Source organism: Burkholderiales bacterium (genome assembly GCA_035543335.1).
In the GTDB taxonomy this organism is placed as follows: domain Bacteria; phylum Pseudomonadota; class Gammaproteobacteria; order Burkholderiales; family JAHFRG01; genus JAHFRG01.
The window spans coordinates 135,911-160,764 of the sequence record DASZZH010000028.1; the positions used below are offsets into that span (position 1 = coordinate 135,911).

24 protein-coding genes and 1 pseudogene are annotated in these 24,854 nt (G+C 57.7%); 11 read left to right on the top strand and 14 right to left on the bottom strand.

Translation table 11 applies throughout. The features are described 5' to 3' along the window. Nucleotides 1-44 precede the first annotated feature (44 nt). Nucleotides 45-1,088 (bottom strand): rod shape-determining protein, encoded by a 1,044-nt coding sequence (locus VHE58_08020; GenBank protein ID HVS27226.1) that lies wholly within the window; start codon nt 1,086-1,088, stop codon nt 45-47. A gap of 144 nt (nt 1,089-1,232) precedes the next feature. Here VHE58_08020 and gatC point away from each other — a divergent pair, with 144 nt between their 5' ends. The 5 genes from gatC (at nt 1,233) to gatB (ending at nt 6,198) form a co-directional block, all read left to right on the top strand. Continuing rightward, complete coding sequence (gatC, locus tag VHE58_08025; protein ID HVS27227.1) at nt 1,233-1,520, top strand: Asp-tRNA(Asn)/Glu-tRNA(Gln) amidotransferase subunit GatC; 288 nt, start codon at nt 1,233-1,235, stop codon at nt 1,518-1,520. 110 nt (nt 1,521-1,630) lie between these two features. Next, nucleotides 1,631-3,088 (top strand): Asp-tRNA(Asn)/Glu-tRNA(Gln) amidotransferase subunit GatA, encoded by a 1,458-nt coding sequence (gatA, locus tag VHE58_08030; protein HVS27228.1) that lies wholly within the window; start codon nt 1,631-1,633, stop codon nt 3,086-3,088. A 25-nt stretch (nt 3,089-3,113) separates the two neighbouring features. After that, nucleotides 3,114-3,980 (top strand): site-specific DNA-methyltransferase, encoded by an 867-nt coding sequence (locus tag VHE58_08035; protein HVS27229.1) that lies wholly within the window; start codon nt 3,114-3,116, stop codon nt 3,978-3,980. Nucleotides 3,981-4,033: 53 nt separating this feature from the next. After that, a complete protein-coding gene (locus tag VHE58_08040) occupies nt 4,034-4,696 on the top strand; it encodes a PmeII family type II restriction endonuclease (protein ID HVS27230.1) in 663 nt (220 codons plus the stop codon). Next, the gene (gatB, locus tag VHE58_08045; protein ID HVS27231.1) at nt 4,696-6,198 is read left to right on the top strand and encodes an Asp-tRNA(Asn)/Glu-tRNA(Gln) amidotransferase subunit GatB; all 1,503 of its coding nucleotides are present in this window, start codon (nt 4,696-4,698) and stop codon (nt 6,196-6,198) included. Before VHE58_08040 ends, gatB begins: the two co-directional genes overlap by 1 nt. Before the next feature lie 12 nt (nt 6,199-6,210). Here the strand turns inward: gatB and VHE58_08050 are convergent, their stop codons facing one another. After that, nucleotides 6,211-6,840: a DUF4124 domain-containing protein gene (locus VHE58_08050; GenBank protein HVS27232.1), complete on the bottom strand. Its 630-nt coding sequence runs from the start codon at nt 6,838-6,840 to the stop codon at nt 6,211-6,213. After that, nucleotides 6,830-7,483 carry an orotate phosphoribosyltransferase gene (gene pyrE / locus VHE58_08055; GenBank protein HVS27233.1) on the bottom strand — a complete coding sequence of 218 codons (654 nt, stop codon included), beginning with the start codon at nt 7,481-7,483 and terminating at the stop codon, nt 6,830-6,832. The genes VHE58_08050 and pyrE overlap by 11 nt, the downstream gene beginning before the upstream one ends. Before the next feature lie 27 nt (nt 7,484-7,510). On the opposite strand from pyrE, the gene VHE58_08060 reads away from it, so the two are divergent. Both VHE58_08060 and VHE58_08065 read left to right on the top strand, forming a co-directional pair. Further along, entirely contained in the window at nt 7,511-8,287 is a 777-nt protein-coding gene (locus VHE58_08060; GenBank protein ID HVS27234.1) for an exodeoxyribonuclease III, read from the top strand. A gap of 78 nt (nt 8,288-8,365) precedes the next feature. Further along, nucleotides 8,366-9,607, top strand: a complete 1,242-nt coding sequence (locus VHE58_08065; protein HVS27235.1) for an MFS transporter — start codon at nt 8,366-8,368, stop codon at nt 9,605-9,607. A gap of 75 nt (nt 9,608-9,682) precedes the next feature. Here VHE58_08065 and metW read toward each other — a convergent pair whose 3' ends face one another. The 11 genes and pseudogenes from metW to VHE58_08120 all read right to left on the bottom strand — a co-directional run bounded on the left by metW (nt 9,683) and on the right by VHE58_08120 (nt 21,052). Then, nucleotides 9,683-10,315: a methionine biosynthesis protein MetW gene (gene metW / locus VHE58_08070; GenBank protein ID HVS27236.1), complete on the bottom strand. Its 633-nt coding sequence runs from the start codon at nt 10,313-10,315 to the stop codon at nt 9,683-9,685. After that, nucleotides 10,312-11,490 carry a homoserine O-acetyltransferase gene (locus VHE58_08075; GenBank protein HVS27237.1) on the bottom strand — a complete coding sequence of 393 codons (1,179 nt, stop codon included), beginning with the start codon at nt 11,488-11,490 and terminating at the stop codon, nt 10,312-10,314. The genes metW and VHE58_08075 overlap by 4 nt, the downstream gene beginning before the upstream one ends. 198 nt (nt 11,491-11,688) lie before the next feature. Then, nucleotides 11,689-13,413 (bottom strand): phosphoenolpyruvate--protein phosphotransferase, encoded by a 1,725-nt coding sequence (gene ptsP, locus VHE58_08080; GenBank protein ID HVS27238.1) that lies wholly within the window; start codon nt 13,411-13,413, stop codon nt 11,689-11,691. A 101-nt stretch (nt 13,414-13,514) separates the two neighbouring features. Further along, nucleotides 13,515-13,784, bottom strand: coding sequence for an HPr family phosphocarrier protein (locus VHE58_08085; protein ID HVS27239.1), 270 nt, complete (start codon nt 13,782-13,784; stop codon nt 13,515-13,517). Then, nucleotides 13,765-14,178, bottom strand: coding sequence for a hypothetical protein (locus VHE58_08090; protein HVS27240.1), 414 nt, complete (start codon nt 14,176-14,178; stop codon nt 13,765-13,767). Before VHE58_08090 ends, VHE58_08085 begins: the two co-directional genes overlap by 20 nt. Before the next feature lie 343 nt (nt 14,179-14,521). Then, nucleotides 14,522-15,671, bottom strand: a pseudogene (locus VHE58_08095) (FAD:protein FMN transferase). A gap of 42 nt (nt 15,672-15,713) precedes the next feature. Then, on the bottom strand, nt 15,714-16,664 hold the full coding sequence (gshB, locus tag VHE58_08100) for a glutathione synthase (GenBank protein ID HVS27241.1): 951 nt from the start codon (nt 16,662-16,664) through the stop codon (nt 15,714-15,716). A 9-nt stretch (nt 16,665-16,673) separates the two neighbouring features. Beyond that, nucleotides 16,674-17,966: a glutamate--cysteine ligase gene (gene gshA / locus VHE58_08105; protein ID HVS27242.1), complete on the bottom strand. Its 1,293-nt coding sequence runs from the start codon at nt 17,964-17,966 to the stop codon at nt 16,674-16,676. Between the two features lie 124 nt (nt 17,967-18,090). Next, nucleotides 18,091-19,557 carry an ammonium transporter gene (locus tag VHE58_08110; protein ID HVS27243.1) on the bottom strand — a complete coding sequence of 489 codons (1,467 nt, stop codon included), beginning with the start codon at nt 19,555-19,557 and terminating at the stop codon, nt 18,091-18,093. After that, nucleotides 19,502-19,840 (bottom strand): P-II family nitrogen regulator, encoded by a 339-nt coding sequence (gene glnK, locus VHE58_08115; GenBank protein ID HVS27244.1) that lies wholly within the window; start codon nt 19,838-19,840, stop codon nt 19,502-19,504. The genes VHE58_08110 and glnK overlap by 56 nt, the downstream gene beginning before the upstream one ends. Nucleotides 19,841-19,867: 27 nt before the next feature. After that, nucleotides 19,868-21,052 carry an outer membrane beta-barrel protein gene (locus tag VHE58_08120; protein ID HVS27245.1) on the bottom strand — a complete coding sequence of 395 codons (1,185 nt, stop codon included), beginning with the start codon at nt 21,050-21,052 and terminating at the stop codon, nt 19,868-19,870. A gap of 216 nt (nt 21,053-21,268) precedes the next feature. Between VHE58_08120 and VHE58_08125 the strand changes: the two genes are divergently transcribed. Genes VHE58_08125 through VHE58_08140 form a run of 4 tightly spaced genes read left to right on the top strand, consistent with a single transcriptional unit; the run spans nt 21,269 to nt 24,794 of the window. Continuing rightward, the gene (locus VHE58_08125; protein HVS27246.1) at nt 21,269-21,514 is read left to right on the top strand and encodes an accessory factor UbiK family protein; all 246 of its coding nucleotides are present in this window, start codon (nt 21,269-21,271) and stop codon (nt 21,512-21,514) included. A 39-nt stretch (nt 21,515-21,553) separates the two neighbouring features. After that, nucleotides 21,554-23,056 carry a YifB family Mg chelatase-like AAA ATPase gene (locus tag VHE58_08130; GenBank protein ID HVS27247.1) on the top strand — a complete coding sequence of 501 codons (1,503 nt, stop codon included), beginning with the start codon at nt 21,554-21,556 and terminating at the stop codon, nt 23,054-23,056. Nucleotides 23,057-23,107: 51 nt separating this feature from the next. Beyond that, nucleotides 23,108-23,740, top strand: coding sequence for a MalM family protein (locus VHE58_08135; GenBank protein HVS27248.1), 633 nt, complete (start codon nt 23,108-23,110; stop codon nt 23,738-23,740). Nucleotides 23,741-23,744: 4 nt separating this feature from the next. Continuing rightward, on the top strand, nt 23,745-24,794 hold the full coding sequence (locus VHE58_08140) for a VIT1/CCC1 transporter family protein (protein ID HVS27249.1): 1,050 nt from the start codon (nt 23,745-23,747) through the stop codon (nt 24,792-24,794). Nucleotides 24,795-24,854 lie beyond the last annotated feature (60 nt).

Sequence of the window (24,854 nt, forward strand, 5' to 3'; positions counted from 1 at the left end):
ATCATGATGCCGCCGACATGCTGAACGCCGAATGCCGAAGTCCATCAGTCATCTGTGAAAATATTGCCGAGCTTGTCCATTTTCTCCAGCGCCCGTCCACAGCCGCGCACCACGCAGGTCAGCGGATCGTCGGCGACAATCACCGGCAAGCCGGTTTCCTCCATCAGCAGCCGGTCGATGTCGCGCAGCAGCGCGCTGCCGCCGGCCAACACCATGCCTTTTTCCGCGATGTCTGCGCCAAGCTCGGGCGGCGTCTGCTCCAGCGCGGACTTGACCGCGCTGACGATGCTGTTGAGCGGATCGGTAAGTGCTTCCAGGATTTCGTTGCTGGAAATGGTGAAGCTGCGCGGGATGCCTTCGGCGAGGTTGCGCCCTTTCACTTCCATCTCGCGCACTTCGCTGCCGGGGAAGGCGGAACCGATTTCCTTCTTGATATTTTCGGCGGTGGTCTCCCCGATCAACATGCCGTAGTTGCGGCGGATGTAGTTGATGATGGCTTCGTCAAATTTGTCCCCGCCCACCCGCACCGAATTGGCGTAGACGATGCCGCCAAGGGAAATCACGCCGACTTCGGTGGTGCCGCCGCCGATGTCTACCACCATCGAGCCAGTTGCTTCGGCCACCGGCAGATCCGCGCCGATGGCTGCCGCCATCGGCTCTTCAATCAGGTAAACCTTGCTGGCGCCGGCGCCAATCGCCGATTCGCGGATCGCCCGGCGTTCCACCTGGGTCGAGCCGCACGGCACGCAGATGATGATGCGCGGGGAGGGGCTGAACAGCCGCGAGTCATGCACCTTCTTGATGAAATGCTTGAGCATCTGCTCGGTGATGGTGAAATCGGCGATCACGCCGTCCTTCATCGGCCGGACGGCGGTAATGTTTCCGGGGGTGCGGCCGAGCATCTGCTTGGCCGCCAGTCCGACTTCCTGGATGACTTTCTTGCCGTTGGGCCCCCTGTCCTGGCGTATGGCCACGACCGAGGGTTCATTCAAGACGATGCCCTTGCCGCGGACGTAAATCAGGGTGTTGGCGGTGCCGAGGTCAATCGCCAGATCATTGGAAAAGTAACCTTTTAGGAATCCAAGCATGTCAAAGTTCCGTTTTCTAGGGTGAGGTGCGCCAGTCAAATAAGTTATAATACCTTTTATGCTCGCAGGTTTAAAGCTCCCTGAGGCCGGTTTTTCGGAGCGCCTGCCGGCCCGCCCCCAATCTGACTCAAAACGTTCTGAACCATGCCGCTTTCCCTGGATGATGTAAAGCGCATTGCGCACCTTGCGCGCCTCGAGGTCTCTGAGCCCGAGGCGGCCACGGTGCTCAAGCAGCTTTCCGGAATTTTCGCGCTGATTGAAGAAATACAGGCGGTCGACACCAGCGGCATCGAACCGATGGCGCACGCCCAGGATGTGGTACTGAGGTTGCGCGAAGATGCGGTGACCGAGTCCGACCAGCGCGAGCTGTTCCAGTCCGTCGCCCCGCAAGTGGAAGCAGGCTTGTATCTGGTGCCGAAAGTAATCGAATGATGAGTGAATGAGGTGAAAGAGTGAAGAAGTGAATAGAGAACACCTCAGCCACTTGCTTCACCGCGCGCAGCGCGACTCACTCCTTCACTTCATTTACTTGAATTTTCCGAATGCTTAACTCCAGTTTAAAACAATTGTCCGGCCTGCTGGCCGCGAAAAAAATATCCAGCGTCGAACTCACCCGCGAATTTCTCTCGCGCGCCGCGAAACTCAATCCTGAATTGAACGCGTTTATCACGCTGAACGAGGAAGTGAGCCTGAGGGAAGCGCGAGCCGCGGACGTGCGGATTGCTCAAAGCCGGGCGCAGCCGCTCACCGGCATACCGATTGCGCACAAGGACATCTTTTGCGCCAAAGGCTGGCTGACCACTTGCGGTTCGAAAATTCTCTCCAACTTTGTTGCGCCCTACGATGCGCATGTTATAGAGCGCTGCAGAGAGGCGGGGATGGTCACTTTAGGCAAAACCAACATGGACGAATTCGCCATGGGGTCAAGTAACGAAACTTCTTATTATGGGCCGGTGAAGAACCCGTGGGACGTGAGAACGGTGCCGGGAGGAAGCTCGGGTGGTTCGGCTGCGGCGGTTGCAGCGCGCATGGCGCCGGTCGCGACCGGCACCGATACCGGCGGCTCGATCCGCCAGCCGGCAGCGCTCACCGGGATTTCCGGCATCAAGCCGACCTACGGCATGGTCTCGCGCTACGGCATGATTGCGTTTGCTTCCAGCCTGGATCAGGGCGGGCCGCTGGCGAAAAGCGCGGAAGACCTGGCGCTCATGCTCAACGTGGTAGCGGGATTTGATGCCCGCGATTCCACCAGCCTCAACCGGCCCCGGGAAGATTACACCCGCGATTTGGCTAGGCCGCTGGCCGGCTTGAAGATCGGTCTGCCCAGGGAATATTTTGCCGAAGGCTTGAGCAAAGATGTGGCGCGCGCGGTGGAGGCGGCAATCGCCGAATACAAAAAGCTTGGCGCCGCCACGGTCGGGATTTCTTTGCCCAACACCCGGCTTTCCATTCCGGTGTATTACGTGCTGGCGCCGGCGGAAGCATCGAGCAATCTTTCGCGCTATGACGGCGTGCGCTACGGCTACCGCGCACCGCGATACAGCGACCTGCTCGACATGTACAAAAAAACCCGCTCCCAGGGTTTCGGCGCGGAAGTTAAGCGCCGGATATTAATCGGAACCTACGTGCTGTCGCATGGCTATTACGACGCGTATTACCTCAAGGCGCAGAAGCTGCGCCGGCTGATCGCCCGGGATTATGCCGACGCATTCAAGAAATGCGACATCGTCATGGGGCCGACCAGTCCGACCGTCGCTTTTGAGCTCGGCGCCAAAGCGGCAAACCCGGTGGAGATGTATCTCTCCGACATCTACACCATCGCGGCGAATCTCGCCGGGCTGCCGGCGATGTCCATCCCTTGCGGCTTCGGCGACAACAGCCGGCCCGTCGGACTGCACATCGTCGGCAATTATTTTGCCGAAGCGAAAATGCTCAACGTCGCGCACCAGTACCAGCAGGCGACGGATTGGCATCTTCGTCAACCCCCAATAACGGAGTAAAATCCTCTTTGATGAGGACGTGGCGATGAGATTTATTGCGGAGATTCATCAAGGCGATTGTGCTGAAATCCTGCGTGAATATAAGGATTCCAGGTTCGACCTTATTGTCACGTCCCCACCCTACGCGGACCGCCGGACGCATACCTATGGCGGAGTAAGCCCGGAGAAATATGTCGATTGGTTTTTGGTCCGTTCCGAGCAATTCTTTCGCGTGCTGAAGCCCACAGGTTCTTTTGTGCTCAATATCAAGGAAAAAGCCGAAAACGGCGAAAGACATACCTTTGTTTTGGAATTGATCCTTGCGTTGCGTAAGCAAGGCTGGCTATGGACTGAAGAGTATATATGGCATAAGAAAAACTGCTACCCGGGAAAATGGCCAAATCGTTTTCGAGATGCTTGGGAGCGTTGCCTGCATTTTACTAAGGCCAAGAAATTTAAGATGAATCAGACGGCGGTGATGGTGCCGATGGGAGATTGGGCTGACACCAGACTGAAAACCCTGGGTAAAAATGACGTTGTGCGCTACGACTCTCAAGTCGGCAGCGGTTTCGGAAAAAACATCGCGAATTGGCTATCCAGAAACAAAGCCTATCCAACGAATGTTCTTCATTTGGCCACAGAATGCGGAAATAAAAATCATAGCGCTGCTTTCCCAAAAGCATTGCCTGAATGGTTCATCAAACTTTTTACCGATGAGGAAGACTGGGTGCTTGATCCATTTATGGGTTCAGGCACAACCCTCGAGGTTGCGAAGGAGCTACACAGAAATTCAGTGGGCATTGACGTGCTGCCAGAATACTGCGAGATGGCAAACGCAAATGTTATGAATAAACAGTTCATGCTATTGCAAGAACGGAAATCTTATGGCCAATCTGAGAACGGAAGACATTAAAGACATTCATCGCAAAAAACATCCCGGACTTTCACCGGAAGCGTCTCGAAAGCCTGGCCGAATTAAAGCTTAAACGAGTTCTTCGGCGCAAGAATCCATATCTGTTTAAAGCCAAGAATGTTGAAACAGCCGAAGTGCTGGTGAGACAGTTTCTAGATGCCCATCTTTCTTCCCAGGAGGAAACGATATTTGGCGAATTTCTCGAGAAGTTAGCGATTTATGTTTGTGAAGAAACTTATAGAGGGCGCAAATCCAATGCGGAGGGTATCGATATAGAATTTGATCGGGATGGAATTCGCTACCTGGTTTCGGTCAAAAGCGGACCGAATTGGGGAAATTCAAGTCAAATTAAAAAGATGCGCGAGTACTTTCGACAAGCAAGAAAAATTTACGGCACCCAAAAGCATTTGGTGGCGATCAACGGTTGTTGCTATGGCAAAGATTCTAGCCCTGATAAGGGTGATTATCTAAAATTATGTGGCCAGACTTTTTGGGAGCTTATTTCTGGCAACAAGAGAATGTATCTGGATATCTTTGAGCCGCTTGGGCATAAAGCCAAGGAACGAAATGAAGAGTTTCGCGGCGAGTATGCGAAGGTTGTGAATCGATTTACCGCTGAATTTATTAAAGCTTTTTGTTTGGCGGATGGTGGTATAGATTGGAAAAAAGTTGTTGCCTTCAATTCTTCCGCAGCCAACCTTAGCTCGAAGCAGTGATGAATTGGGAAACCGTCGTCGGGCTTGAGACGCACGTGCAGCTTTCGACACGCTCGAAAATTTTTTCGAGCGCCTCCACCGCGTTTGGCGCCGCGCCCAATACCCAGGCATGCGCGGTAGATATCGCGCTTCCCGGCGTGTTGCCGGTTTTGAACCGCGCGGCGGTGGAAAAGGCTATCAAATTCGGCGTTGCCATTGGTGCAACCATCAACCGCCGTTCGGTATTCGCTCGCAAGAATTATTTCTATCCCGATTTGCCCAAGGGTTACCAGATCAGCCAGTACGAGCTGCCCATCGTGCAGGGCGGCCAATTGCAGATTGTGGTGGGCGATGCCGAAAAAACCGTGCGGCTAACGCGCGCGCATCTGGAAGAAGACGCGGGCAAGTCACTGCACGAAAATTTCCAGGACATGTCGGGGATTGATCTTAACCGCGCCGGCACGCCGCTGCTGGAAATTGTCTCGGAGCCTGACATGCGCTCGGCCGAGGAGGCGGTGGCTTACGCCAAGGCTTTGCATACGCTGGTACGCTGGATCGATATCTGCGACGGCAACATGCAGGAAGGATCTTTCCGCTGCGACGCTAATGTCTCGGTGCGCACCGCCGGCTCAGTCAAGCTGGGCACGCGCTGCGAAATCAAGAATCTTAATTCCTTCCGCTTTCTGGAACGGGCGATTGAGTTTGAAGCCAGGCGGCAAATCGAAATTCTGGAAGACGGCGGGGCGATCGAGCAGGAAACACGGCTCTACGATCCCGACAAAGACGAGACCCGCTCGATGCGCACCAAGGAAGATGCGCACGACTACCGTTATTTCCCCGATCCTGATTTGCTGCCGCTGGAGATCAGCACGGAATGGATCGATAAGGTCGCGCGCGATATACCAGAGCAGCAGGACGCAATGCGGATGCGTTTCGTGCACGAGTATCAAATCAAAGACGATGAAGCCAATTTGCTAACAGCCACGAAAGCGACAGCGGAATACTTTGAAGATTCAACAAGGCGACTACTTGAGTTGAACCCGGCTGAGTGGAGCGAAGGCGGTACTGGCCCCACTGATGCGCGTTGGATGTACGGAGGAGCGATTGCCAGAGGTGTTATTGGGCTGCTTGCCGCACAGCTCAATCGAGAAGGCCTTGAGATCGACCAATCACGCGTTACAGCCGGCCAGTTTGCCGTACTGCATGCCCGCATGATAGATAACACCTTGAGCGCAAAGTCAGCGCGAGAAGTTTTTCAAGCGTTGTGGGAAGCAGGCACCCAGAGCGAAGACACGGTAGACGCTGTCATTGAAGCGAAGGGGCTAAGACAGATTTCCGATGCCGGCACGGTCGAGAAAATTGTGGACGATGTCATTGCTGCCAATCCCGCTCAGGTTGCCGATTACCGGGCGGGCAAGGAAAAAGCCTTCAACTTCCTTGTCGGGCAGGCGATGAAGGCGACTAAGGGCAAGGCCAATCCAGCGCAGCTCACTGAGATATTAAAGCGCAAGCTGGCGGACTGAAAGGCGGGGAAATTACTTTTTCGAGTCGGGCGCGTTCTGAGACAGCTCGATGTAGCGCTTCTTGTCTTCCTCAAAGCGCGCGCGGATTTCTTTCGCTTCCGCGCGTTTTTGCAGAATGGCCAGTTCCGCGTTCTGCTTGTTTCGTTCCACTAAGTCAATGTCCGCTTGCAACTGTTCGGGCACCGGTTGGTCGTTTAGGGCATAAGCTCTAGTCTGCTTGCGGCTTGCATCCAACTCGGCCTCCATCCCCTTCAGCCGTATCTCCATGTCTTCGATGGCCGGCTCGATTTGTTGCAGATTGCGGTCGCGCGCGAGATCAATTTCATCGACGCTGGTATAGGTTCTCATCAAGATTGAGTCCCTGCGTTTTTCCTCCGCTTCCTGCCTGCGTTTTACCAGTTCCGCCTCTTTGGCCTTGAGCTGCTCGGGTGTTAGCGCCGGTGCATTCTTTTTGAGGATCACGCCCCCCTTGTTCATCTCGGTGCTGGCGCGGTCGCGGTATTCGGTGGGGATGTTGTCGCCGTAATGGGTGACGCCATTCTCGTCCACCCACTTGTAAGTTACGGCAAAAGCAGGCAGGCCCGGCATGAGAAGGAGCAAAACCCAGGCCAGGTTTTTGGGGATGAGAAACTTAGACAGCATTTGCGTTTACACCGTACATGTCGCGGTATTTCTGCACCGCCAGCAAATTATGCACTAATTCTTCCCGGCTTTGTAGATAGCTTAATACATCGTTCAGGGTGGCGATGCTGATGACCGGCAGCCCATAGTTTTTCCGCACTTCCTGCACTGCCGAAAGCCCGCTGCCGCCGCGTTCCATGCGGTCGAGCGCAATCGCCACGCCACAGGGTTCCGCGCGGCTCAAGCGAATCAGTTCCACCGATTCACGCACCGAGATGCCGGCGGAGATCACATCGTCCACGATCAGCACCCGCCCTTTAAGCGGGGCGCCGATGATAAAGCCGCCTTCGCCGTGCTCCTTGACTTCCTTGCGGTTGAAGCTGAACGGCACATTGCGCCCTTTTTGCGACAGGGCGATGGCAATGCTTGCTACCAACGGAATGCCCTTGTAAGCCGGGCCGAACAGCATGTCGAAGGGCATGTCAGCGGAGAGAATAGCTTTGGCGTAGAATTGCGCAAGTTCAATCAGGGACGCGCCGTCGTGAAACAGACCGGCGTTGAAAAAATACGGCGACTGGCGGCCGGCCTTAGTCTTGAATTCGCCGAAGCAGATGACCTTGTGGTCGGCCGCAAATTTTATGAATTCCTGTCCCAGGACCGACAAGTTGATCCGTCCTCATGAGATTTCATAGTGCTGCGTATTATAACTCTTAACCTCAACGGCATCCGCTCGGCGGCGAAAAAGGGGTTTTTCGAATGGCTGGCGAAAACGCACGCCGATGTCGTCTGCGTGCAGGAAGTGAAAGCGCAAGCCGCGGACATGACGCCGCAAATGCTTAAAACACGAAATTACAGCGGATACTTCCACTACGCAGAGAGAAAAGGCTACAGCGGCGTGGGGCTCTATTGCAGGCACGAGCCGGATAAGGTGATTACGGGGCTGGGCATTGCCGACATCGATGCTGAGGGGCGCTACCTGCGCTGTGATTTCGGAAACCTGAGCGTGGTTTCGGTTTATCTGCCTTCCGGCTCCAGCTCGGAGGAACGCCAGCAAATCAAGTTCAGCTTCATGGGAAGATTTTTTCCGCACCTGCAAAAGATCGTGAAAAGCGGCAGGGAATTCATTCTGTGCGGCGACTGGAATATCGCGCACCAGGAAATCGACTTGAAAAACTGGCGCGGCAACCAGAAGAATTCCGGCTTCCTGCCCGAGGAGCGGGCGTGGCTTACTCAAGTGTTCGGCGAGCTGGGCTGGGTGGATGTATTCAGGCGTTTGAACAAGGAACCTGAGCAGTACACCTGGTGGTCGAACCGCGGCCAGGCCTGGGCCAAGAACGTCGGGTGGCGTATCGATTACCACCTCGCCACGCCGGGCATTGCAGCCAAGGCAAAAAAGGTGGCGATATATAAGGAACGACGATTCTCCGACCATGCGCCGCTCACCATAGACTATGATTACACCTTATGACTTGACACAGAGGCACCGGGAACTCGAAGGATTCAAGTTGCACTTTTTCTCTGCGCCTCCGCGGTGAAAATAACAAGAATGAATTCGAATCCCTATCTTGCAATTTTCCGCAGCCGGCGCATCGCGGTGGTGCTGCTGTTCGGCTTTTCGTCGGGACTGCCGCTCGCGCTGACCAGCAGCACGCTGCAGGCCTGGCTCACGGTTTCCAATATCGACATCCAGACCATCGCCTGGTTTTCCTGGATCGGCGTACCGTATCTGGTGAAATTTCTCTGGTCGCCGCTGATGGACCGCTTCGTGCCGCCGTGGCTGGGACGGCGGCGCGGCTGGATGCTGGCGACCCAGCTTGGTTTGTTCGCCGGCATCGCCTGCATGGGACTCACTTCGCCCAACGATTCACTGCTGCTCGTGGGCTGCTTAGCGCTTTGGGTCGCATTCGTTTCCGCTTCCCAGGATATCGTGGTGGACGCGTACCGCACGGATTTGTTGGCGCCGCCCGAGCGCGGCATGGGCGCAGCGGTCGGCGTGCTGGGCTATCGCGTTGCGATTCTGGTTTCAGGCGGGCTGGCGCTGATTCTTGCCGACCACATCGGCTGGAGAACCGCTTATTTTTTAATGGCGCTCCTGATGGGCGTGGGAATGCTGACCTCCTTGTTTGCTCCCGAGCCGCAAACGCTTGCCGCCGCGCCGCGCACCTTGCAGGCGGCGGTGCTCGAGCCGCTCAAGGATTTTTTTTCGCGCAAAAACGCGCTGCTCCTCTTGCTCCTCATCATCCTCTACAAGTTCGGCGATGCGCTGGCGGCGACCCTCACCACCGCGTTTTTGATTCGGGGAGTGGGCTTCACGCCGACCGACGTGGGGGTGATTAACAAGGGGCTGGGACTCGCGGCGCTGCTTTTGGGTGCGCTTGCCGGCGGCACGCTGCTCACCCGGATGAGCCTTTACCGCGCGTTGATGTGGTTCGGCTGGCTACAGGCGATTTCCAACCTCTCCTTCATGTTCCTCGCCTGGGCGGGGAAAAGCTATGGCTGGCTGGTGTTCGCAGTGGGGTTTGAGAATCTCGCCAGCGGCATGGGCACGGCGGCGTTTGTCGCACTCATCATGAGCCTGTGCAATCACAGCTTCAGCGCGACGCAATACGCGCTGCTTTCCGCGCTGGCCACGCTAGGACGCGTCCTGTTCGGCCCGCTCACCGGGGAACTGGTGAATCTGATGGGCTGGTCGAATTTCTTCCTAGCGACTTTTTTCGCCTCGCTGCCGGGCCTATGGCTGCTTTGGCGGCTCCGCCGGGAGATTCCGGCAATTGAGAAAAGCAATTAGCGCCGTTCGCCCCGAACCCGTCGCAGAGCGAACAGGGCGTTTATGATTCGATAAGCTCATCACGAACGCCCGGATTTATTTTTTCTGTTCGAAGCGGTACACAGCCAGGCTGCCCAGCAGATTGGGAAATAGCGTGACGATACTGTCATTGGTCATCACCACCCGTTCGAGTATGCGCACGCCATGCTTCGCGCAGAATGCCTCGAAATCGTCGATGGTGCACAGATGCACATTGGGCGTGTCGTACCACTGGTAGGGGAGATTTTTTGACACCGGCATGCGGCCGCGGGACACTTGCCAGCGCGCGCGCCAGTAGCCGAAGTTGGGGAAGGTGACGATGCCTTCGCGCCCCACGCGCAGAATTTCCTTGACGATGCTCTCGGTGTGGCGCATCGCCTGCAGCGTCTGCGACAGAATTACATAATCAAACGAGTTTGACTCGAAGCCGGAAAGCCCGGTTTCAAGGTCATTCTGAATCACGTTCACGCCATTCCTGACGCAGGCGAGAATGTTGGCGTCGTCAATTTCCACGCCGTAGCCGCGCACCGAGCGCGATTGTTTGAGATAGCGAAGCAACACGCCGTCGCCGCAGCCGAGGTCCAGCACTTTCGAGCCGGGCCTGATCCAGGCGGCGATAGCGGCAAGGTCCGCCCGCTCCTTCAGCGCCGGATCGTGCAGGAGGGTCTCGCTGAGTTCAAGCGCGCTCATAGCTTGATGTTCTCGAAGTAGGCGCGCAGCAGCGCGTGGTAGTGCGGATCGTCCAGCAGGAACGCATCGTGTCCGTGCTGCGCGTTGATTTCGGCATAACATACATCGAGGTTATTGTCGAGCAGCGTTTTCACAATTTCCCGCGAGCGCGTGGGGGCAAAGCGCCAGTCCGAAGTGAACGAAGCGACAAAAAATCCCGCCCTGGCGCGGGCGAGCGCCGCGGTGAGATCGCCGTGGTAATCGTGCGCCGGGTCGAAGTAATCGAGCGCCTTGGTCATCAGCAAATAAGTGTTGGCGTCGAAGCGCGAGGCGAACTTGTCGCCCTGATAACGCAGATACGATTCAATTTCAAATTCGACATCGAAATGGAAATTGTATGTTCCGGAACTGAGCGCCCGGCCGAATTTTTCCATCATTACGTCGTCGGAAAGATAAGTGATGTGGCCGAGCATGCGCGCCACGCGCAGCCCGCTTTTGGGTATGACGCCATGAGCGTAATAGTTTCCGCCGTGAAAATCCGGGTCGGACATGATGGCCTGGCGCGCGACTTCGCTGAAGGCGATGTTCTGCGCCGAGAGCTTGGATGCGGCGGCAATCACCAGCGCATGACGCATGCGGTCGGGGAGGGAAAGCGTCCATTGCAGCGCCTGCATGGCGCCGAGGCTGCCGCCAATGGACGCGGCAAAGCAGTCGATACCGAGGTGGTCGGCGAGCCGCGCCTGCGCCGTCACCCAATCCTCCACCGTCACCACCGGGAAATCCGCGCCGTAGGGCCTGCCGGTTTTGGGGTTGATGCTGGAAGGGCCGGTGGAGCCGTGGCAGCCGCCGAGGTTGTTTACGCCGATGACGAAAAACCTGCCGGTATCGAGCGGTTTGCCCGGGCCGATAAGATTGTCCCACCAGCCGATGTTCTTCGGGTCATCGGCGTAGTAACCCGCGACGTGGTGCGTGCCGGAAAGCGCGTGGCACACCAGCACTGCGTTGGATTTCGCCACATTCAGCTTACCGTAAGTTTCATAAACAAGGTCATAGCTGTCCAGCACCGCACCGCACTTGAATGCGAGCGGCGTGTCGAAGTGCGCCTTCTGCGGCGTCACGATGCCGACGGAATTTTCGGCGGGAGGACGATCCGCCGTGGCGGGATCAAAAAGCCGGTTGGAAATGCCCGGATCCATCAATTACCTCGGCGATAAAAATAAAAAACCCGCAATCGGTCGGATGCGGGTTTGTCTTTTAGCTGTATTTATTAAGCGCCCGCAAGCCGGCACAAATCGGCGCTTGATTGCAGATTACTTTGGAGGTCGGCGTTTGTCAAGCGGACAATCCGCCTCGAGTTGCGAGAGGGCTGCTTTTTGCTTTTCGATATGATGATTCTAGCTATTCAGGCGGGACAGCAACTCCCGCACTTTTTCCGGCTCGTCGGTTTTGAGGATTTTTTGCGTGACGCCGCTAATTTCCGGCAGATTGGTTTTGAGCACCTGCTGCTTGACGGGGAGCAGGTACGCCGGATGCATCGAGAACTGGCGCAGGCCAAAGCCGAGCAACAGACGAGTGAATGAAACATCGCCCGCCATTTCTCCGCACACCGCGATGGGTATGCCGTTTTTGTTGGCGGTGGCGATGGTATGCGCGACCAAATGCAGCACCGCGGGATGCAGCGGGTCGTAGAGATGGGCCACCGTATCGTCGGCGCGGTCTATCGCCAGCGTGTATTGAATCAGGTCGTTGGTGCCGATGGAGAGGAAATCGAGTTTTTTTATGAATGAACTCAACGCTAAAGCCGCAGCCGGTATTTCTATCATGCCGCCGATTTCAATGCGTTTGTTATAGTGAATGCGGTCTTTGTCGAGGCTCGCCTTGGCCTGCTCAATCGCCTGCAGAGTCTGGTTGAGTTCGGCGATGTTGGAGAGCATCGGAATCAGGATGCGGACGTTGCCGAAGCCGGAGGCGCGCAAAATAGCGCGCAATTGCGTGTGGAACATCTGCGGCTCGGCGAGGCAGAAACGAATGGCGCGTAATCCCAGCGCCGGATTGGTGAGGCTGCGATCGGCGCCGTTGATGCTCTTGTCCGCGCCGAGGTCGAGGGTGCGGATGGTGACCGGCAATCCGCGCATTTTCATCGCCACTTTGCGGTAGGCTTGGTACTGCTCGTCCTCGCTCGGCAGGTCGTTGCGATTCAGAAACAGGAACTCGCTGCGGAACAGGCCGATGCCGGTCGCGCCGTTTTCCTTGACCTCGTCAATGTCCTCCGGCAGTTCGATGTTGGCGTGCAGCTCCACCGGCGTGCCGTCGATTGTGGTGGCGCGGGTAAGCTTGAGTTTCTTGAGCTTCTGCCGCTCGAGTTCCCTCTGCGTCTGGCGCAGCTTGTATTCGGCGAGAATCCGCTTGTCGGGATTGACGATGACCACGCCCTGCGTGCCGTCGACAACCACCGTGTCGTCTTCGCGCACCAGCTGCCGCGCCTGGTGCAGCGCGACGATGGAGGGAATGTTGAGGCTGCGCGCGACAATCGCGGTGTGCGACATCGGCCCGCCGATGTCGGTGATGAACGCGCCGAAATGGTGCTGCTTGAACTGGATGACTTCGGCGGGACTCAAATCGTGCGCGATGAGGATGCTGTTCTGCTCGCGGTCCTGTGGCGGCGGGGCATGGCCGGGATGCCCCAGCAGCGACTTCAGCACGCGCTCGCCGACCTGGACCACATCGGCTTTTCTTTCGCGCAGGTAGTTGTCTTCGATCCGGTCGAACTGCTCAAGCAGCTCGTCCATTTGCTGCTTGAGCGCCCACTCGGCGTTGCAGCGGCTTTCTTCGATGCGTTTCGGCGTTTCCCTGGAGATGATGGGGTCGGCAAGAATCATCGAATGCAGGTCGAGGAATGCGGCGAGCTCAGCGGGAACGTTGGCCGCCATGTTCTCGTGCAGCGTTTCCAACTCGCCCTGCACTTCCTTGATGGCGGCGTGAAAGCGCGCAATTTCCCCGGCGACTTCACGCTCGGGCACGTTGTAATGCGCGACCTCCAGCGTCGCATGCGATACCAGATGCGCCTGGCCGATAGCGATGCCTTCGGATACGCCTATGCCATGCATGGTAAAACTCATCGCAAAACCCCGTGAGGAGTGAGTAGAGTTGAGAGTTGAGGGTTGAGAGTAAGCTACCCTCAACACTGAACACTCAACACTGATCTTGGCTCCTCGCCGCTTTATTCGCCTTCCCCAAAGCAATTCCCGATCAAGTCCAGCAATGCCTGCATCGCTTCGTTTTCGTCCTCGCCCTCGGTCTCGATGGCAATCGAAGCCCCCTGGTTCGCCGCCAGCATCATCACGCCCATGATGCTTTTGGCGTTGATCCGGCGGCCGTTGCGCGACAGCCAGATTTCACTCTTGAATTTTCCCGCAAGCTGGGTGATTTTCGCCGCCGCGCGCGCATGCAGGCCCAGCTTGTTGACAATTTCAGCTTCCCGTTGCCGCATTGCAGACATCGACGTTCATGTGCAAAACACCTTCGCAGCCGCCGGAAAGCGCCTTTTCCACCACGGTTTTCAGCGGCTCGTTGCGATAGGTGAGCGCGCGAATCAGCATCGGCAGATTGACGCCCGCCACCCCTTCCACTTTTCCCGGAATCAGCAGTTTGGCCGCGATATTGCACGGCGTCGCGCCGTAGATATCGCTCAACACCAGCACGCCCTTACCCTGATCGAGCTGTTTCGTGAGTTTCAGCGCCTGAGGCAGAATCGCCTGAGGGTCGTCGTGCACCGTCACCCCGATCTGCATCACGTTCAGCGGGCGGCTGCCCAGCACATGGCTGGCGCAGTGAATCAGGCTTTCGCCCAGCGTGCCATGCGCAACTATCAGTATGCCTACCATTTCGGTTTCCTCGAAATCAAAATCGGTTAAGGAACCTCTGATTAAGTCCTCCGCGGATTGCGTTGCTGGCAAAATGCGGACGGATGCAAGGCGCGCGACGAAGGTCGTAGCCAGGACTACGACACCGAGGAGCGTAACGACGCAGACGCCGCATCTTGCCGCAACCCGCAGGGACGGGGCAATCCGTGCGCATGGCTTTGTTGTTCGTCGCTGGTTTGGCCTCCACCAAACGGTGCTCCTCACGCCTCGCCCTGCACCCGGATTGCAACACCGTCGCAACCGCGTTGGACTTAATCAGAGGTTCCCTAATTTTACTCCAGCGCCGTTGACAAAGCAGCAAGCCCTACGGAATCTCGTGGATTAACAGGCTTTTTTCCTGAAATTCGAGGCGCTGCTTAAGTGCCCAGGTGACATAAACCTCGCCGCGTTCATCGATCAGCATGGCAAGCTCCACGCCGAGCTTTTTGGCGGCTCCGCGCCAGCCGGCTACGCCCTCGATGAAAGGCGGCTTGGAAGCGGCGTCTGACAACGCTCCGGCATGCACTCCCGGAGAAATCACCACGGTTACCGCCTGCACGCCCTGGACCGGGAAGCCCGTGCGCGGGTCGATGATGTGGCAATAACGCATGCCGTCGCGCGTAAAGTAGCGCTGATAATCGCCCGAGGTGCCTATCGCTTCACCGTCCTTAAGTTCCAGTGTGGCTATCGCCGACGGCTGGCGCGGATGCTGGATGCCGACCCGCCAAGCGCGATCCCCGTGCTTGCCCAGCGCCATGATGTTGCCGCCGATGTTGATGAGCGCGTTTTTCACCCCTTGCGCGCGCAGATAGGGCGGCGTCGAGCGCATAGCCCTTGGCGTAACCGCCGAAATCCAGCTGTACTTTAGGGTTTTTGCCGTAAATCTCTTCGCCTTCAACCACTACATCGCTCATCTTCGGTTTGGCCGACACGATGCGCGCAATTTCCTCGGGATCGGGATTGGCGGGAAGAAACTCGTCGCTGTGAAAACCCCACAGGCCAACGAGTTTGCCGATTGCCGGATTGAAGAGTTCACCCGATTGCTCGGCCACTTCGGTCGCATGGCGGATAATGGCGGCCATCTCCGGCGTAATCGCCGTTCGCTGCGGGCTTTTAGCGAGAACGGCGTTGATGCGCGTGAGTTCGCCCGGCTTCCAGGCGTGCAGCAGGTGATGCAGCCGGTCAAAACCGGCAAGCACCTGCTTTGCTAATTGCTTCGCCCGCGCTTCATCCTCGCCGTAAATGCTGACTTCAACCAAAGTTCCAAAAACGAAGGATTGTTCCTGGTAGAGCGGTTCCTTGCCGCAGCCGGCAAGCCCAAGAAGGAGTGAAGCGGGAATAATAAATCTGCGGAAAAGAGCGAGAAGTGAGAAGTGAGAAGCGAGGGGTAACCTCATCCTCATCCCAACTCTCTCTCTGCGGGAGAGGGAGATTCTATGGCTTCGAGCTTTGGTAACAATGCCCTTCCCATGCATGGGGGGAGGATGAGGGCGGGAGGTGGTCTCACCCCTCACGCCTTACGCCTCACCTCTCACGGTTTTTTCCAGGGCGTCAATCATCATGCCGGCGACATTAAAGCCGGTCTGATCGGCGATTTCGCGCATGCAGGTGGGGCTGGTGACATTGATTTCGGTGAGGTAATCGCCAATCACGTCGAGGCCGACCAGAACCAAGCCTTCTTTGCGCAGCTCCGGACCGAGCGCTTCGGCGATTTCCCGGTCGCGCCTGGAGAGCGGCTGCGCCCTGCCTTCCCCGCCGGCGGCGAGATTGGCGCGGGTCTCGCCCGGCTTCGGGATCCGCGCCAGCGCGTACGGCACCACTTTGCCGTCAATCAGCAGGATGCGCTTGTCGCCTTTGACGATTTCCGGGATGTAGCGTTGCGACATGATGGTCCGTGTTCCATGCTGCGTCAGCGTTTCGATGGTAGCGTTGAGATTCACATCCTGTTCGCGCACGCGGAATACCGATCGCCCCGCCATTCCGTCGAGCGGCTTGAGAATCACGTCTTGATGCTGTGCCAGGAATTTCAAAATCAGTTCGGCCCGGCGCGTCACCAAGCTCGGCACGGTAAATGCGTTGAATTTGGCGATGGCGAGTTTTTCGTTGTAATCGCGCAGCGCCCGCGGCCTGTTGAACACTTTTGCGCCCTGCACCTCCGCGAGTTCGAGGAGATACGTGCTGTAGATATACTCCATGTCAAACGGCGGGTCCTTGCGCATCAGCACGGCATCAAAGCGCTCAAGCGGCATGACTTCAATCTCGCTGACCCGATACCAGTCGTCTTCGTCGTCGGTGAGCGTGAGTTTGCGCGCATGGCCCAACACTCTGCCCAATTGCAACACTATGTCCTGCTGCTCCATGACATAGAGCAGGTGGCCGCGCGCCGCGGCTTCGCGCATCATGGCAAAACTGGAGTCTTTATAGGTCTTGATTGAATCGAGCGGGTCGAGGATAAAAGCGAATTTCATGGGGCGGCGCTAGGCGGTTGCTTTTTCGAAAACCTTTTCACCTTGCTCAAGCTCAACGGCGGCGGCAACTAGGGCGAGGCGCGCAATCACGCCGTAAACATAAAAGCGGTTAGGCACGCAGCCCGGCTTGGTCGGATCGGGGAGCACGCAGGGGCTTTCAAACGCCAGCGGCACGAATTGCATGCCGGGCGAATTGAGATTCTCGTCCACGCCGCGACCGGTGTGCACGCGGTAGAAGCCGCCCACCACGAAATGGTCAATCAGGTACACCACCGGCTCGGCCACCGCTTCGTTGACGCTTTCAAAGGTGTACACGCCTTCCTGCACCATGACTTCAGTGACCGCTAGGCCTTCCTTCACCACCGCCATCTTGTTGCGCTGCTTGCGGTTGAGATCTCGTACTTCCGAGGCGTCCTTCACCGTCATGATGCCCATGCCGTAGGTGCCGGCATCGGCCTTGACGATGACGAAGGGTTCTTCCTTGACGCCGTATTCTTGATATTTCTTGCGGACATCCCGCAGAATCTGGTCCACCCACGACGCCAGACATTCTTCCCCGCGCCGTTCCTGGAAATTGATTTCGCCGCAGGTCGCGAAATAGGGATTAATCAGCCAGGGATCTATATTGACGAGCTTGGAAAATTCCTCAACGACCTTGTTGTAATAGGCGAAATGGTTGGATTTGCGCCGCGTCACCCAGCCGGCGTGCAGCGGTGGCAACAGGGCCTGCTCAAGATTTTTCAGGATATCCGGAACGCCCGCCGACAAGTCGTTATTGAGCACCACCACGCAGGGGTCGAAGTCGGCAAGGCCCAGACGGTTGTTCTTGCGCACCAGCGGCTCCAGCGTAAGGCTGCCGCCGTCGGACAGTTTCATGTCGGTGGGCGCGGTGATTTCGGGAAGCAAGCTGCCGACGCGCACATTCATTCCCGCCTGGCGCAGGATGGAGGCGAGCATGGCCACGTTTTGCAGATAAAAGGTGTTGCGCGTGTGGTTTTCGGGAATAATCAACGCGCCCTTGGCGTCGGGGCAGATTTTTTCCACTGCCGTCATCGCCGCCTGCACGCACAGCGGCATGAAATCGGGATTGAGGTTGTTGAAGCCGCCGGGAAAGAGATTGGTGTCCACCGGCGCGAGCTTGAAACCGCTGTTGCGCAAGTCCACCGAGGCGTAAAACGGCACGCTATGCTCCTGCCATTGGCCGCGCAGCCAATGCTCGATGGCGGAAACCTTCTCCACCAGTTTTATTTCCAGTTCGGGCGCCTGCCCGGGAAGTGCAGCGGTTAAATGGGGAACGGCCATGGGAAATGCAGCCTCGAAAAGGGAAAGGCTATTGTAACGGAAAGCGCAAGGCCGCGTCAGGAGCGGCGGGCGAAAAAAGGGGGCGCTGGTGCGCCCCCGTCAGGAGAACTTCTTGTTATGACGTTTACATCACTTGCTCGCCGTGCAGGGCGATATCCAGCCCTTCGCGTTCCTGCTCTTCGGTGACCCTTATGCCCATCACCATATCGAGCACCTTGAAGATGATGAGGCTCATGACGAAGCTGAAGATGAGAGTCGAGGAAGCGCCGATGAACTGAATGAGCAACTGCCCGGGATTTCCTTCCAGCACGCCGGCGGTGCCGCCGATGTCCTTCACTGCGAACACGCCGGTGAGGAGCGCGCCGGTAAAGCCGCCTATGCAGTGCACCCCGAAGGCATCGAGCGAGTCATCGTAGCCGAGCTTGTTCTTGAGCCAGCTCGTGGCCCAGAAGCAGAATACGCCAGCGGCGACGCCGATCCACAGAGAGCCGATCGGGGCGACGAAGCCTGACGCCGGGGTAATCGCCACCAAACCTGCTACCGCACCCGAAGCGATGCCGAGAACGGAGGGTTTGCCTTTGACGATCCACTCGGCGAACATCCAGGCGAGCGCCGCCGCGGCGGTGGCGATTTGGGTCACCGCCATCGCCATGCCGGCGCGGCCATCCGCGGCGACCGCGGAGCCGGCGTTGAAGCCGAACCAACCCACCCACAGCAAAGATGCGCCGATGACGGTGAGCACCAGGTTATGCGGCGGCATCGCTTCCTTGCCGTAACCCACGCGTTTGCCCAACACCAGCGCCGCGGCGAGGCCCGCGATACCGGAATTGATATGCACCACCGTGCCGCCTGCGAAGTCGAGCACGCCCAGCGCGGCGAGCCAGCCCGAGGGCTCCCACACCCAGTGCGCGATGGTCGCATACACCACCACCTGCCAAATGCCCATGAACCACAGCATTGCCGAGAATTTCATGCGGTCGGCGAACGAACCGCAAATCAGCGCCGGCGTGATGATGGCGAATGTCATTTGGAAGCACATGTACACCGATTCGGGAACGGTGAGCCCCAAGTGCGAGACCGCGATCTTCGAGCCATTCTGGAATATCATGCCGTGCAGGAACAGGCGGTCAAAACTGCCAAAGTAAGGGGTACTGCCTGGCGTAAAGGCCAAGCTGTAGGCTACGATCATCCACACCACTGTCACCAGACAGGTCACGGCAAAACTCTGCATCACGGTGGCCAGCACGTTTTTCTTTCTTACCATGCCGCCGTAGAAAAGTGCCAGGCCGGGAATGGTCATCATCAGCACCAGCGCGGTCGAAGCCAGCATCCACGCCGTGTCGCCAGAGTTGATCTTGGCGACGTCGACCACCACCGGAGCGGTGGGCGCCGCCGGAGCGGCAGCCGGAGCAGCTGCAGCAGGCGCGGCAGCCGGAGCAGCAGGTGCTTTTTGCTCTTCAGCGAGCGACATGCCGCTGAAACTCATCGCGGCAAACAGGGCCAGAGCGGTAAATAAACGTTTCATGGTGCTCTCCTTATAGCGCCTCCGCGCCGGTCTCGCCGGTGCGGATGCGGATAACTTGCTCCAAATCGAAGACGAAAATCTTGCCGTCGCCGATCTTTCCGGTGTTGGCGGCTTTTTCTATCGCCTCGATGACCCGTTCGAGCATCTCGCTTTTAATCGCGGCCTCGACTTTCACCTTGGGCAGAAAATCCACCACGTATTCCGCACCCCGATACAGCTCGGTGTGCCCCTTTTGCCGCCCGAAGCCCTTGACTTCGGTGACGGTGATCCCCTGCACGCCCATGTTGGACAGGGTTTCACGCACCTCGTCAAGCTTGAACGGCTTGATGATGGCTGTGACTAATTTCATGTTGACTCCTTAAAGTGAGTGAGCAGCTTAAAACTTGAACAGCGCTTCGAGGGCGACCGACGATTGGCCCTTGCCTGTGCCTCTAGTCGCTGCGAAGCCGGGATCCTCGAACGGGCCACTGGGCGGGTTGCCGTTCGAACGGTCATAACGCACTTCGCCACGCAGTTCGATGTTCTTGGTCGGCAGATAGGCCATGGTATAGGTCACTTCCTTCCACTTCTGTACCACGCCGGTGCGGTAGCCGTCCTTGTCATCGAAATACTCGGCCCGCAGCGTGCCGCGCCATTGGTCGGTGAACTGATAAACGGCATAGGCCGCAATCCCCCACCATCTTGCCGTGTTGTTGCCTGTGACATCAGCCGTGGAGGCGTTCTGTTGCATGGCCAAGTCAGGGTTCAGAATCAAGGTCAACTTGTCGGTGGCGTTATAGGTCACGAGCGCATCCACCAGTCCGCGGTTGCCTGCGGCGCCCCCAGGTGTACCAACGCCGCCCCCCGGAGCCGGGAAGACCTGTTCTTTGCCAAAATAGCCTTGCGTGGTCACGGTAAGGTTTTTGAGCGGCGCGTAGGAAAAACCCGCCTCAATGGTTTTCGCGCTGTTCGCGTCCCTCAGTTGGTCCCAGCCATTGTTCACACCAAGGATCAGGCTTACCTTGTCGTTGACCGCGTAGGTGCCGCGCACGCCGGTGTGGGTGAACGGGATTGCATAACCGAACAGAATTGAGCGCGAGAAATTCGTGTCCTGCGTGGGGTTAATCACTTCCGCGCCAGCCAGCGTCACATATTTGCCACCAATCAGCGTATACGGCCCCTTAGCGTATTGCACAAAGGCTTGCGTGACATCGAAGTTGGTGGTGCCGGCTGTTCCAAGAGCATGAATGATGTCGGCATCCTCACCCGCGATCAGGTTAACCAAAGCACCAAATCCTTCTTTTGGCTGCTTGGCGAGTGTGAATGCAGCTTGATGCACGCTGAACGAATCGCGCCTTGCATCAAACACCCGGTTCGCAAAACCACCGACGAAAAATCCGTTGCTGGTGAGATGCGAGTAAGAAACGTCGAGGTAGCCGTTAAGCGACAACCCCCAGGCATCCAGCACATCGTCGAGCGCGGGGATGGGTATTTTCGGTTTCGCCGGAGCATCCTCGGCCAATACCAAAGCCGGCATACTCAACAAACCCGCTGCGACCAGAGCGTGAGTGAGTTTTCTCATGGTTGTTTCCTTTCTTGATTGGGAACGTAAAATTGCAGACATGCTCTAGCACGGCTTGTGCCAGATTAAATTGGTTTGTGAATCAAGTCGTTGAAACGAAGACCGGGGATCGCTCAAAATTCCGTGCACCAATTCAATGCCGAATCGTTAGGCCACGCACAGATACGGTGCGAGCCGCAAATTTGCTACACTGCTTGCAAAGGCCAAGGAGAAAACATGCTTAACCAAAAAATTCTCGACGAGATGAGCAAGCGGGTGAGCGATGCGCTGGCGCAAAGCCCGGCCAAGGATATTGAAAAAAATCTGCGTGCGCTGCTCGCTTCGCTGTTTGCGCGCCTCGATCTGATTACCCGCGAGGAATTCGACGTGCAGCAGGAGGTCTTGAAACGCGCCCGCGAAAAACTCGCTGTGCTCGAAGCCCGAATCGCCGAGCTTGAGAAAAGTAAACGAGTGAACAAGTGAACGAGTGAACAGGTAAACTCGGAATTCGGAACTGACTTCATGCCCCTCGCCGTCCTCTACAGCCGTGCGCTGGCCGGCATGGAAGCGCCGCTGGTTACCGTGGAAGTGCATCTTGGCTCCGGTTTGCCAAGCTTTACCATCGTTGGCCTGCCCGAGGTGGAAGTGAAAGAAAGCAAAGACCGGGTGCGCGCGGCGCTTTTGAATTGCCGTTTTGAATTTCCGGCGCGGCGCATCACCGTCAACCTCGCGCCCGCCGATCTGCCGAAAGAAAGCGGGCGTTATGATTTGCCGATTGCATTGGGCATACTCGCCGCTTCGAGACAAATTCCCGCTGAACGGCTCGCCGAATACGAAATCGCCGGAGAACTGGCGCTGACCGGCGAGCTGCGCCCGATCCGCGGCGCGTTGGCGATGACTTATTCCGCCGCGCGCTCCGGCCGCGCGTTTATTCTTCCGGTCGAAAACGCCACCGAAGCGGCTCTGGTTTCGGAAGCGGAAATCTTTCCCGCGGCTACGCTCATGCAGGTCTGCGCGCATTTGAACGGAGCCGAACCGCTTGACCGCTGCACGGAAAAACCTCACGCCGCCGCTCCGTCTTATGAAGACATGCAGGAAGTCAAAGGCCAGGGCCACGCCAAGCGCGCGCTGGAAATAGCCGCAGCTGGCGGCCACAGCATGTTGATGGTCGGCCCGCCGGGCACCGGCAAAAGCATGCTGGCCTCGCGCTTTCCCGGCATCCTTCCGGAAATGACTGAGGAGCAGGCGCTGGAATCGGCGGCGATGCAGTCGCTTGCTTCCGGCGGCTTCAAGACCGAAAACTGGAGAAAGCGGCCCTACCGCGCGCCGCATCATACGGCATCAGCGGTGGCGCTGGTGGGCGGCGGCGGCAATCCGCGTCCCGGCGAAATTTCACTCGCGCTGCACGGTGTGTTGTTTCTCGATGAGCTGCCCGAGTTCGACCGCAAGGTTCTGGAAGTTTTGCGCGAACCGCTGGAATCAGGGCGCATCACCATCTCACGCGCCGCGCACCAGGCGGATTTTCCGGCGCAGTTCCAGTTGCTGGCGGCGATGAATCCCTGTCCCTGCGGCTATCTCGGCCATTTCGGCGGAAGATGCAAATGCACGCCTGATCAAATCTGGCGTTACCGCGGCCGCATCTCCGGACCGCTTCTGGACCGCATCGATATCCAAATCGAAGTGCCGGCGGTGCCGGAAGCGGAGCTGACGCGGCAGGCAAGCGGAGAATCCTCGGGCGCAATGCGCGAGCGCGTGGAAGCCGCATACCGGCGCCAGCTCGCGCGCCATGGCAAGCCGAACGCGCAATTGACGACCCGCGAAGTCGATGAAATTTGCGTCCCGGATGTGCAAGGACTGCAGTTGCTGAAGCAAGCCATCGGCCGCCTGAACCTCTCCGCACGCGCCTATCACCGCATTCTCAAAGTCGCGCGCAGCATCGCCGATCTCGCCGAGACGCACACTATCTCATCTTCGCATATCGCCGAAGCTGTGCAGTACCGGAGGTTCTTCGATCGGGCCGGATAGCCGATTTGACTGAGAGCCGAATATGTTTCAAAGTTGCGCTTCATGCGAAAAGTGATACTGAAAACTTTGAGCGCAGCCGTGCTGCTCGGCCTGTTTGCAACATACTGCGCGACAGTGCGGCCGTTGGACGCCGCCAAGCGGGAGCTCGCAACGGCGGCAGAGTGTTGCGCGAGCTATGCGCAATTCTATTTCGAGCCGCTCAATTTCAGTGAGACTGAAAGCATCACGATTAATCGCGAAAGCCCCGCTTTTCAGTTTGATACCGGCAAAAGCTATTTCAAGGCGTTTCGCCTACCGGTCACGGACAAACCCTATGCGATCATCGTCCAAAGTTATTTCATCGAGGACACAACCCGTTCCGGAGCGTCGTTTGTTTTCAGCCCGGCGGTGATGTTCCTCGATGCAGGCTACGGTGTGACCCGCAGGCTGGATAATAGCCTGGATGCGGCGATCGACACCGGTGACAGCCTGAGCAAAGCCAAGCTGGAAACGCGAATACCCGTCAATCCCCGCTCCGCAGAAGAAAGGTTCGTGGTCATCTATACTACCGCCGCGCTGCTTGATAAAGCGACAATTCTGAAAGTCTACAAATACGCACGAGGGGGGACGATTGAAGACCATTATCCGCTGCCGAACGCGCCAGTCGGCGAACTCAAGGTGAGCCTGACTCCCAGGCGCAATTAATTCGATGAAAGAAGACGCGGCGGACGTGGTAGAAAACTGGCGCGAGGAAAAGCGCTCGGCCTATCTTTACCGTCTGGTGGCGCAGGCCGAAAGCGGCACGCCACGCCAGGCGCTGTTTCTCGGGCTGGCGAACGCGGCTGAAAAGCAGGCGGGACTCTGGGCAAAAAAAATCCACGATAACGGCGCCAGCGTGCCGGAACAGTATGCCCCCGATCTGCGTACGCGGGTCGTTGGACTCCTCGTCGGGATTTTGGGACCGCGCCGCATGCGTCCGGCGCTGGCGGCGATGAAAGTGCGCGGCATGTCGCTTTACATCAAGGCGCAATATGGCCACGCCATGCCGGTGAGCGTCGAAGAGGTCGGCCGCCGCCATCGCAACATGGGCAGCGGCGGCAACCTGCGCGCTGCGGTGTTCGGCGTGAACGACGGGCTGGTGTCGAACGCCAGCCTCATCATGGGCGTGGCGGGCGCCACATCGGATGCCGGCGTGGTGCTGCTTTCCGGCGTGGCGGGCTTGGTCGCCGGCGCGTTTTCCATGGCGGCGGGCGAATATGTTTCGGTGCGCTCGCAGCGCGAGATGTATGAATACCAAATTGGTCTGGAGCGCGAAGAACTCGACCTGTATCCTGAAGAAGAAGCCGCGGAACTTGCGCTGATTTACGAAGCGCGCGGCCTGAAGAAAGAGGAAGCAGAGCACCTCGCCAAAGGTATTTTCACCGACCCCGACAAGGCGTTGGATGCATTAGCGCGCGAAGAACTGGGCCTGAATCCGGAGGAGTTGGGTTCGCCCTGGGGCGCGGCCCTATTTTCCTTTTTTTCATTTGCTTTCGGCAGTGCCATTCCTGTTTTGCCGTATCTGTTCCACGCCGGGGCATCCAGCCTGCTCACTTCCATCGCGCTGAGCGCAGTCGCGCTGTTTACCGTCGGCGCCACACTGAGCCTGTTCACCGGTAGGCATGCCTGGCTCGGCGGTTTGCGCATGCTGACCATAGGCGCCGCGGCCGGAGGCGCGACCTATTTTATCGGCAGGCTGCTCGGCGTAACACTGACTTAAAAGTTGACAAGCCCGGGTCTAGCAGGTAATTTGTCGCCCGAACTGCGCCGATTTGATTTC

What these genes read in the sequence shown, in the direction of transcription:
- ptsP (HVS27238.1), bottom strand. Translation starts at nt 13,413, where the DNA reads ATGAGTTTTACCATGCATGGCATAGGCGTATCCGAAGGCATCGCTATC.
- glnK (HVS27244.1), bottom strand. Translation starts at nt 19,840, where the DNA reads ATGAAATTAGTCACAGCCATCATCAAGCCGTTCAAGCTTGACGAGGTG.
- VHE58_08120 (HVS27245.1), bottom strand. Translation starts at nt 21,052, where the DNA reads ATGAGAAAACTCACTCACGCTCTGGTCGCAGCGGGTTTGTTGAGTATG.
- gatC (HVS27227.1), top strand. Translation starts at nt 1,233, where the DNA reads ATGCCGCTTTCCCTGGATGATGTAAAGCGCATTGCGCACCTTGCGCGC.
- gatA (HVS27228.1), top strand. Translation starts at nt 1,631, where the DNA reads ATGCTTAACTCCAGTTTAAAACAATTGTCCGGCCTGCTGGCCGCGAAA.
- gshB (HVS27241.1), bottom strand. Translation starts at nt 16,664, where the DNA reads ATGAAATTCGCTTTTATCCTCGACCCGCTCGATTCAATCAAGACCTAT.
- gatB (HVS27231.1), top strand. Translation starts at nt 4,696, where the DNA reads ATGAATTGGGAAACCGTCGTCGGGCTTGAGACGCACGTGCAGCTTTCG.
- metW (HVS27236.1), bottom strand. Translation starts at nt 10,315, where the DNA reads ATGAGCGCGCTTGAACTCAGCGAGACCCTCCTGCACGATCCGGCGCTG.
- VHE58_08090 (HVS27240.1), bottom strand. Translation starts at nt 14,178, where the DNA reads ATGGTAGGCATACTGATAGTTGCGCATGGCACGCTGGGCGAAAGCCTG.
- VHE58_08130 (HVS27247.1), top strand. Translation starts at nt 21,554, where the DNA reads ATGCCCCTCGCCGTCCTCTACAGCCGTGCGCTGGCCGGCATGGAAGCG.
- VHE58_08085 (HVS27239.1), bottom strand. Translation starts at nt 13,784, where the DNA reads ATGCGGCAACGGGAAGCTGAAATTGTCAACAAGCTGGGCCTGCATGCG.
- VHE58_08125 (HVS27246.1), top strand. Translation starts at nt 21,269, where the DNA reads ATGCTTAACCAAAAAATTCTCGACGAGATGAGCAAGCGGGTGAGCGAT.
- gshA (HVS27242.1), bottom strand. Translation starts at nt 17,966, where the DNA reads ATGGCCGTTCCCCATTTAACCGCTGCACTTCCCGGGCAGGCGCCCGAA.
- VHE58_08050 (HVS27232.1), bottom strand. Translation starts at nt 6,840, where the DNA reads ATGCTGTCTAAGTTTCTCATCCCCAAAAACCTGGCCTGGGTTTTGCTC.
- VHE58_08075 (HVS27237.1), bottom strand. Translation starts at nt 11,490, where the DNA reads ATGGATCCGGGCATTTCCAACCGGCTTTTTGATCCCGCCACGGCGGAT.
- VHE58_08140 (HVS27249.1), top strand. Translation starts at nt 23,745, where the DNA reads ATGAAAGAAGACGCGGCGGACGTGGTAGAAAACTGGCGCGAGGAAAAG.
- VHE58_08065 (HVS27235.1), top strand. Translation starts at nt 8,366, where the DNA reads ATGAATTCGAATCCCTATCTTGCAATTTTCCGCAGCCGGCGCATCGCG.
- VHE58_08020 (HVS27226.1), bottom strand. Translation starts at nt 1,088, where the DNA reads ATGCTTGGATTCCTAAAAGGTTACTTTTCCAATGATCTGGCGATTGAC.
- VHE58_08035 (HVS27229.1), top strand. Translation starts at nt 3,114, where the DNA reads ATGAGATTTATTGCGGAGATTCATCAAGGCGATTGTGCTGAAATCCTG.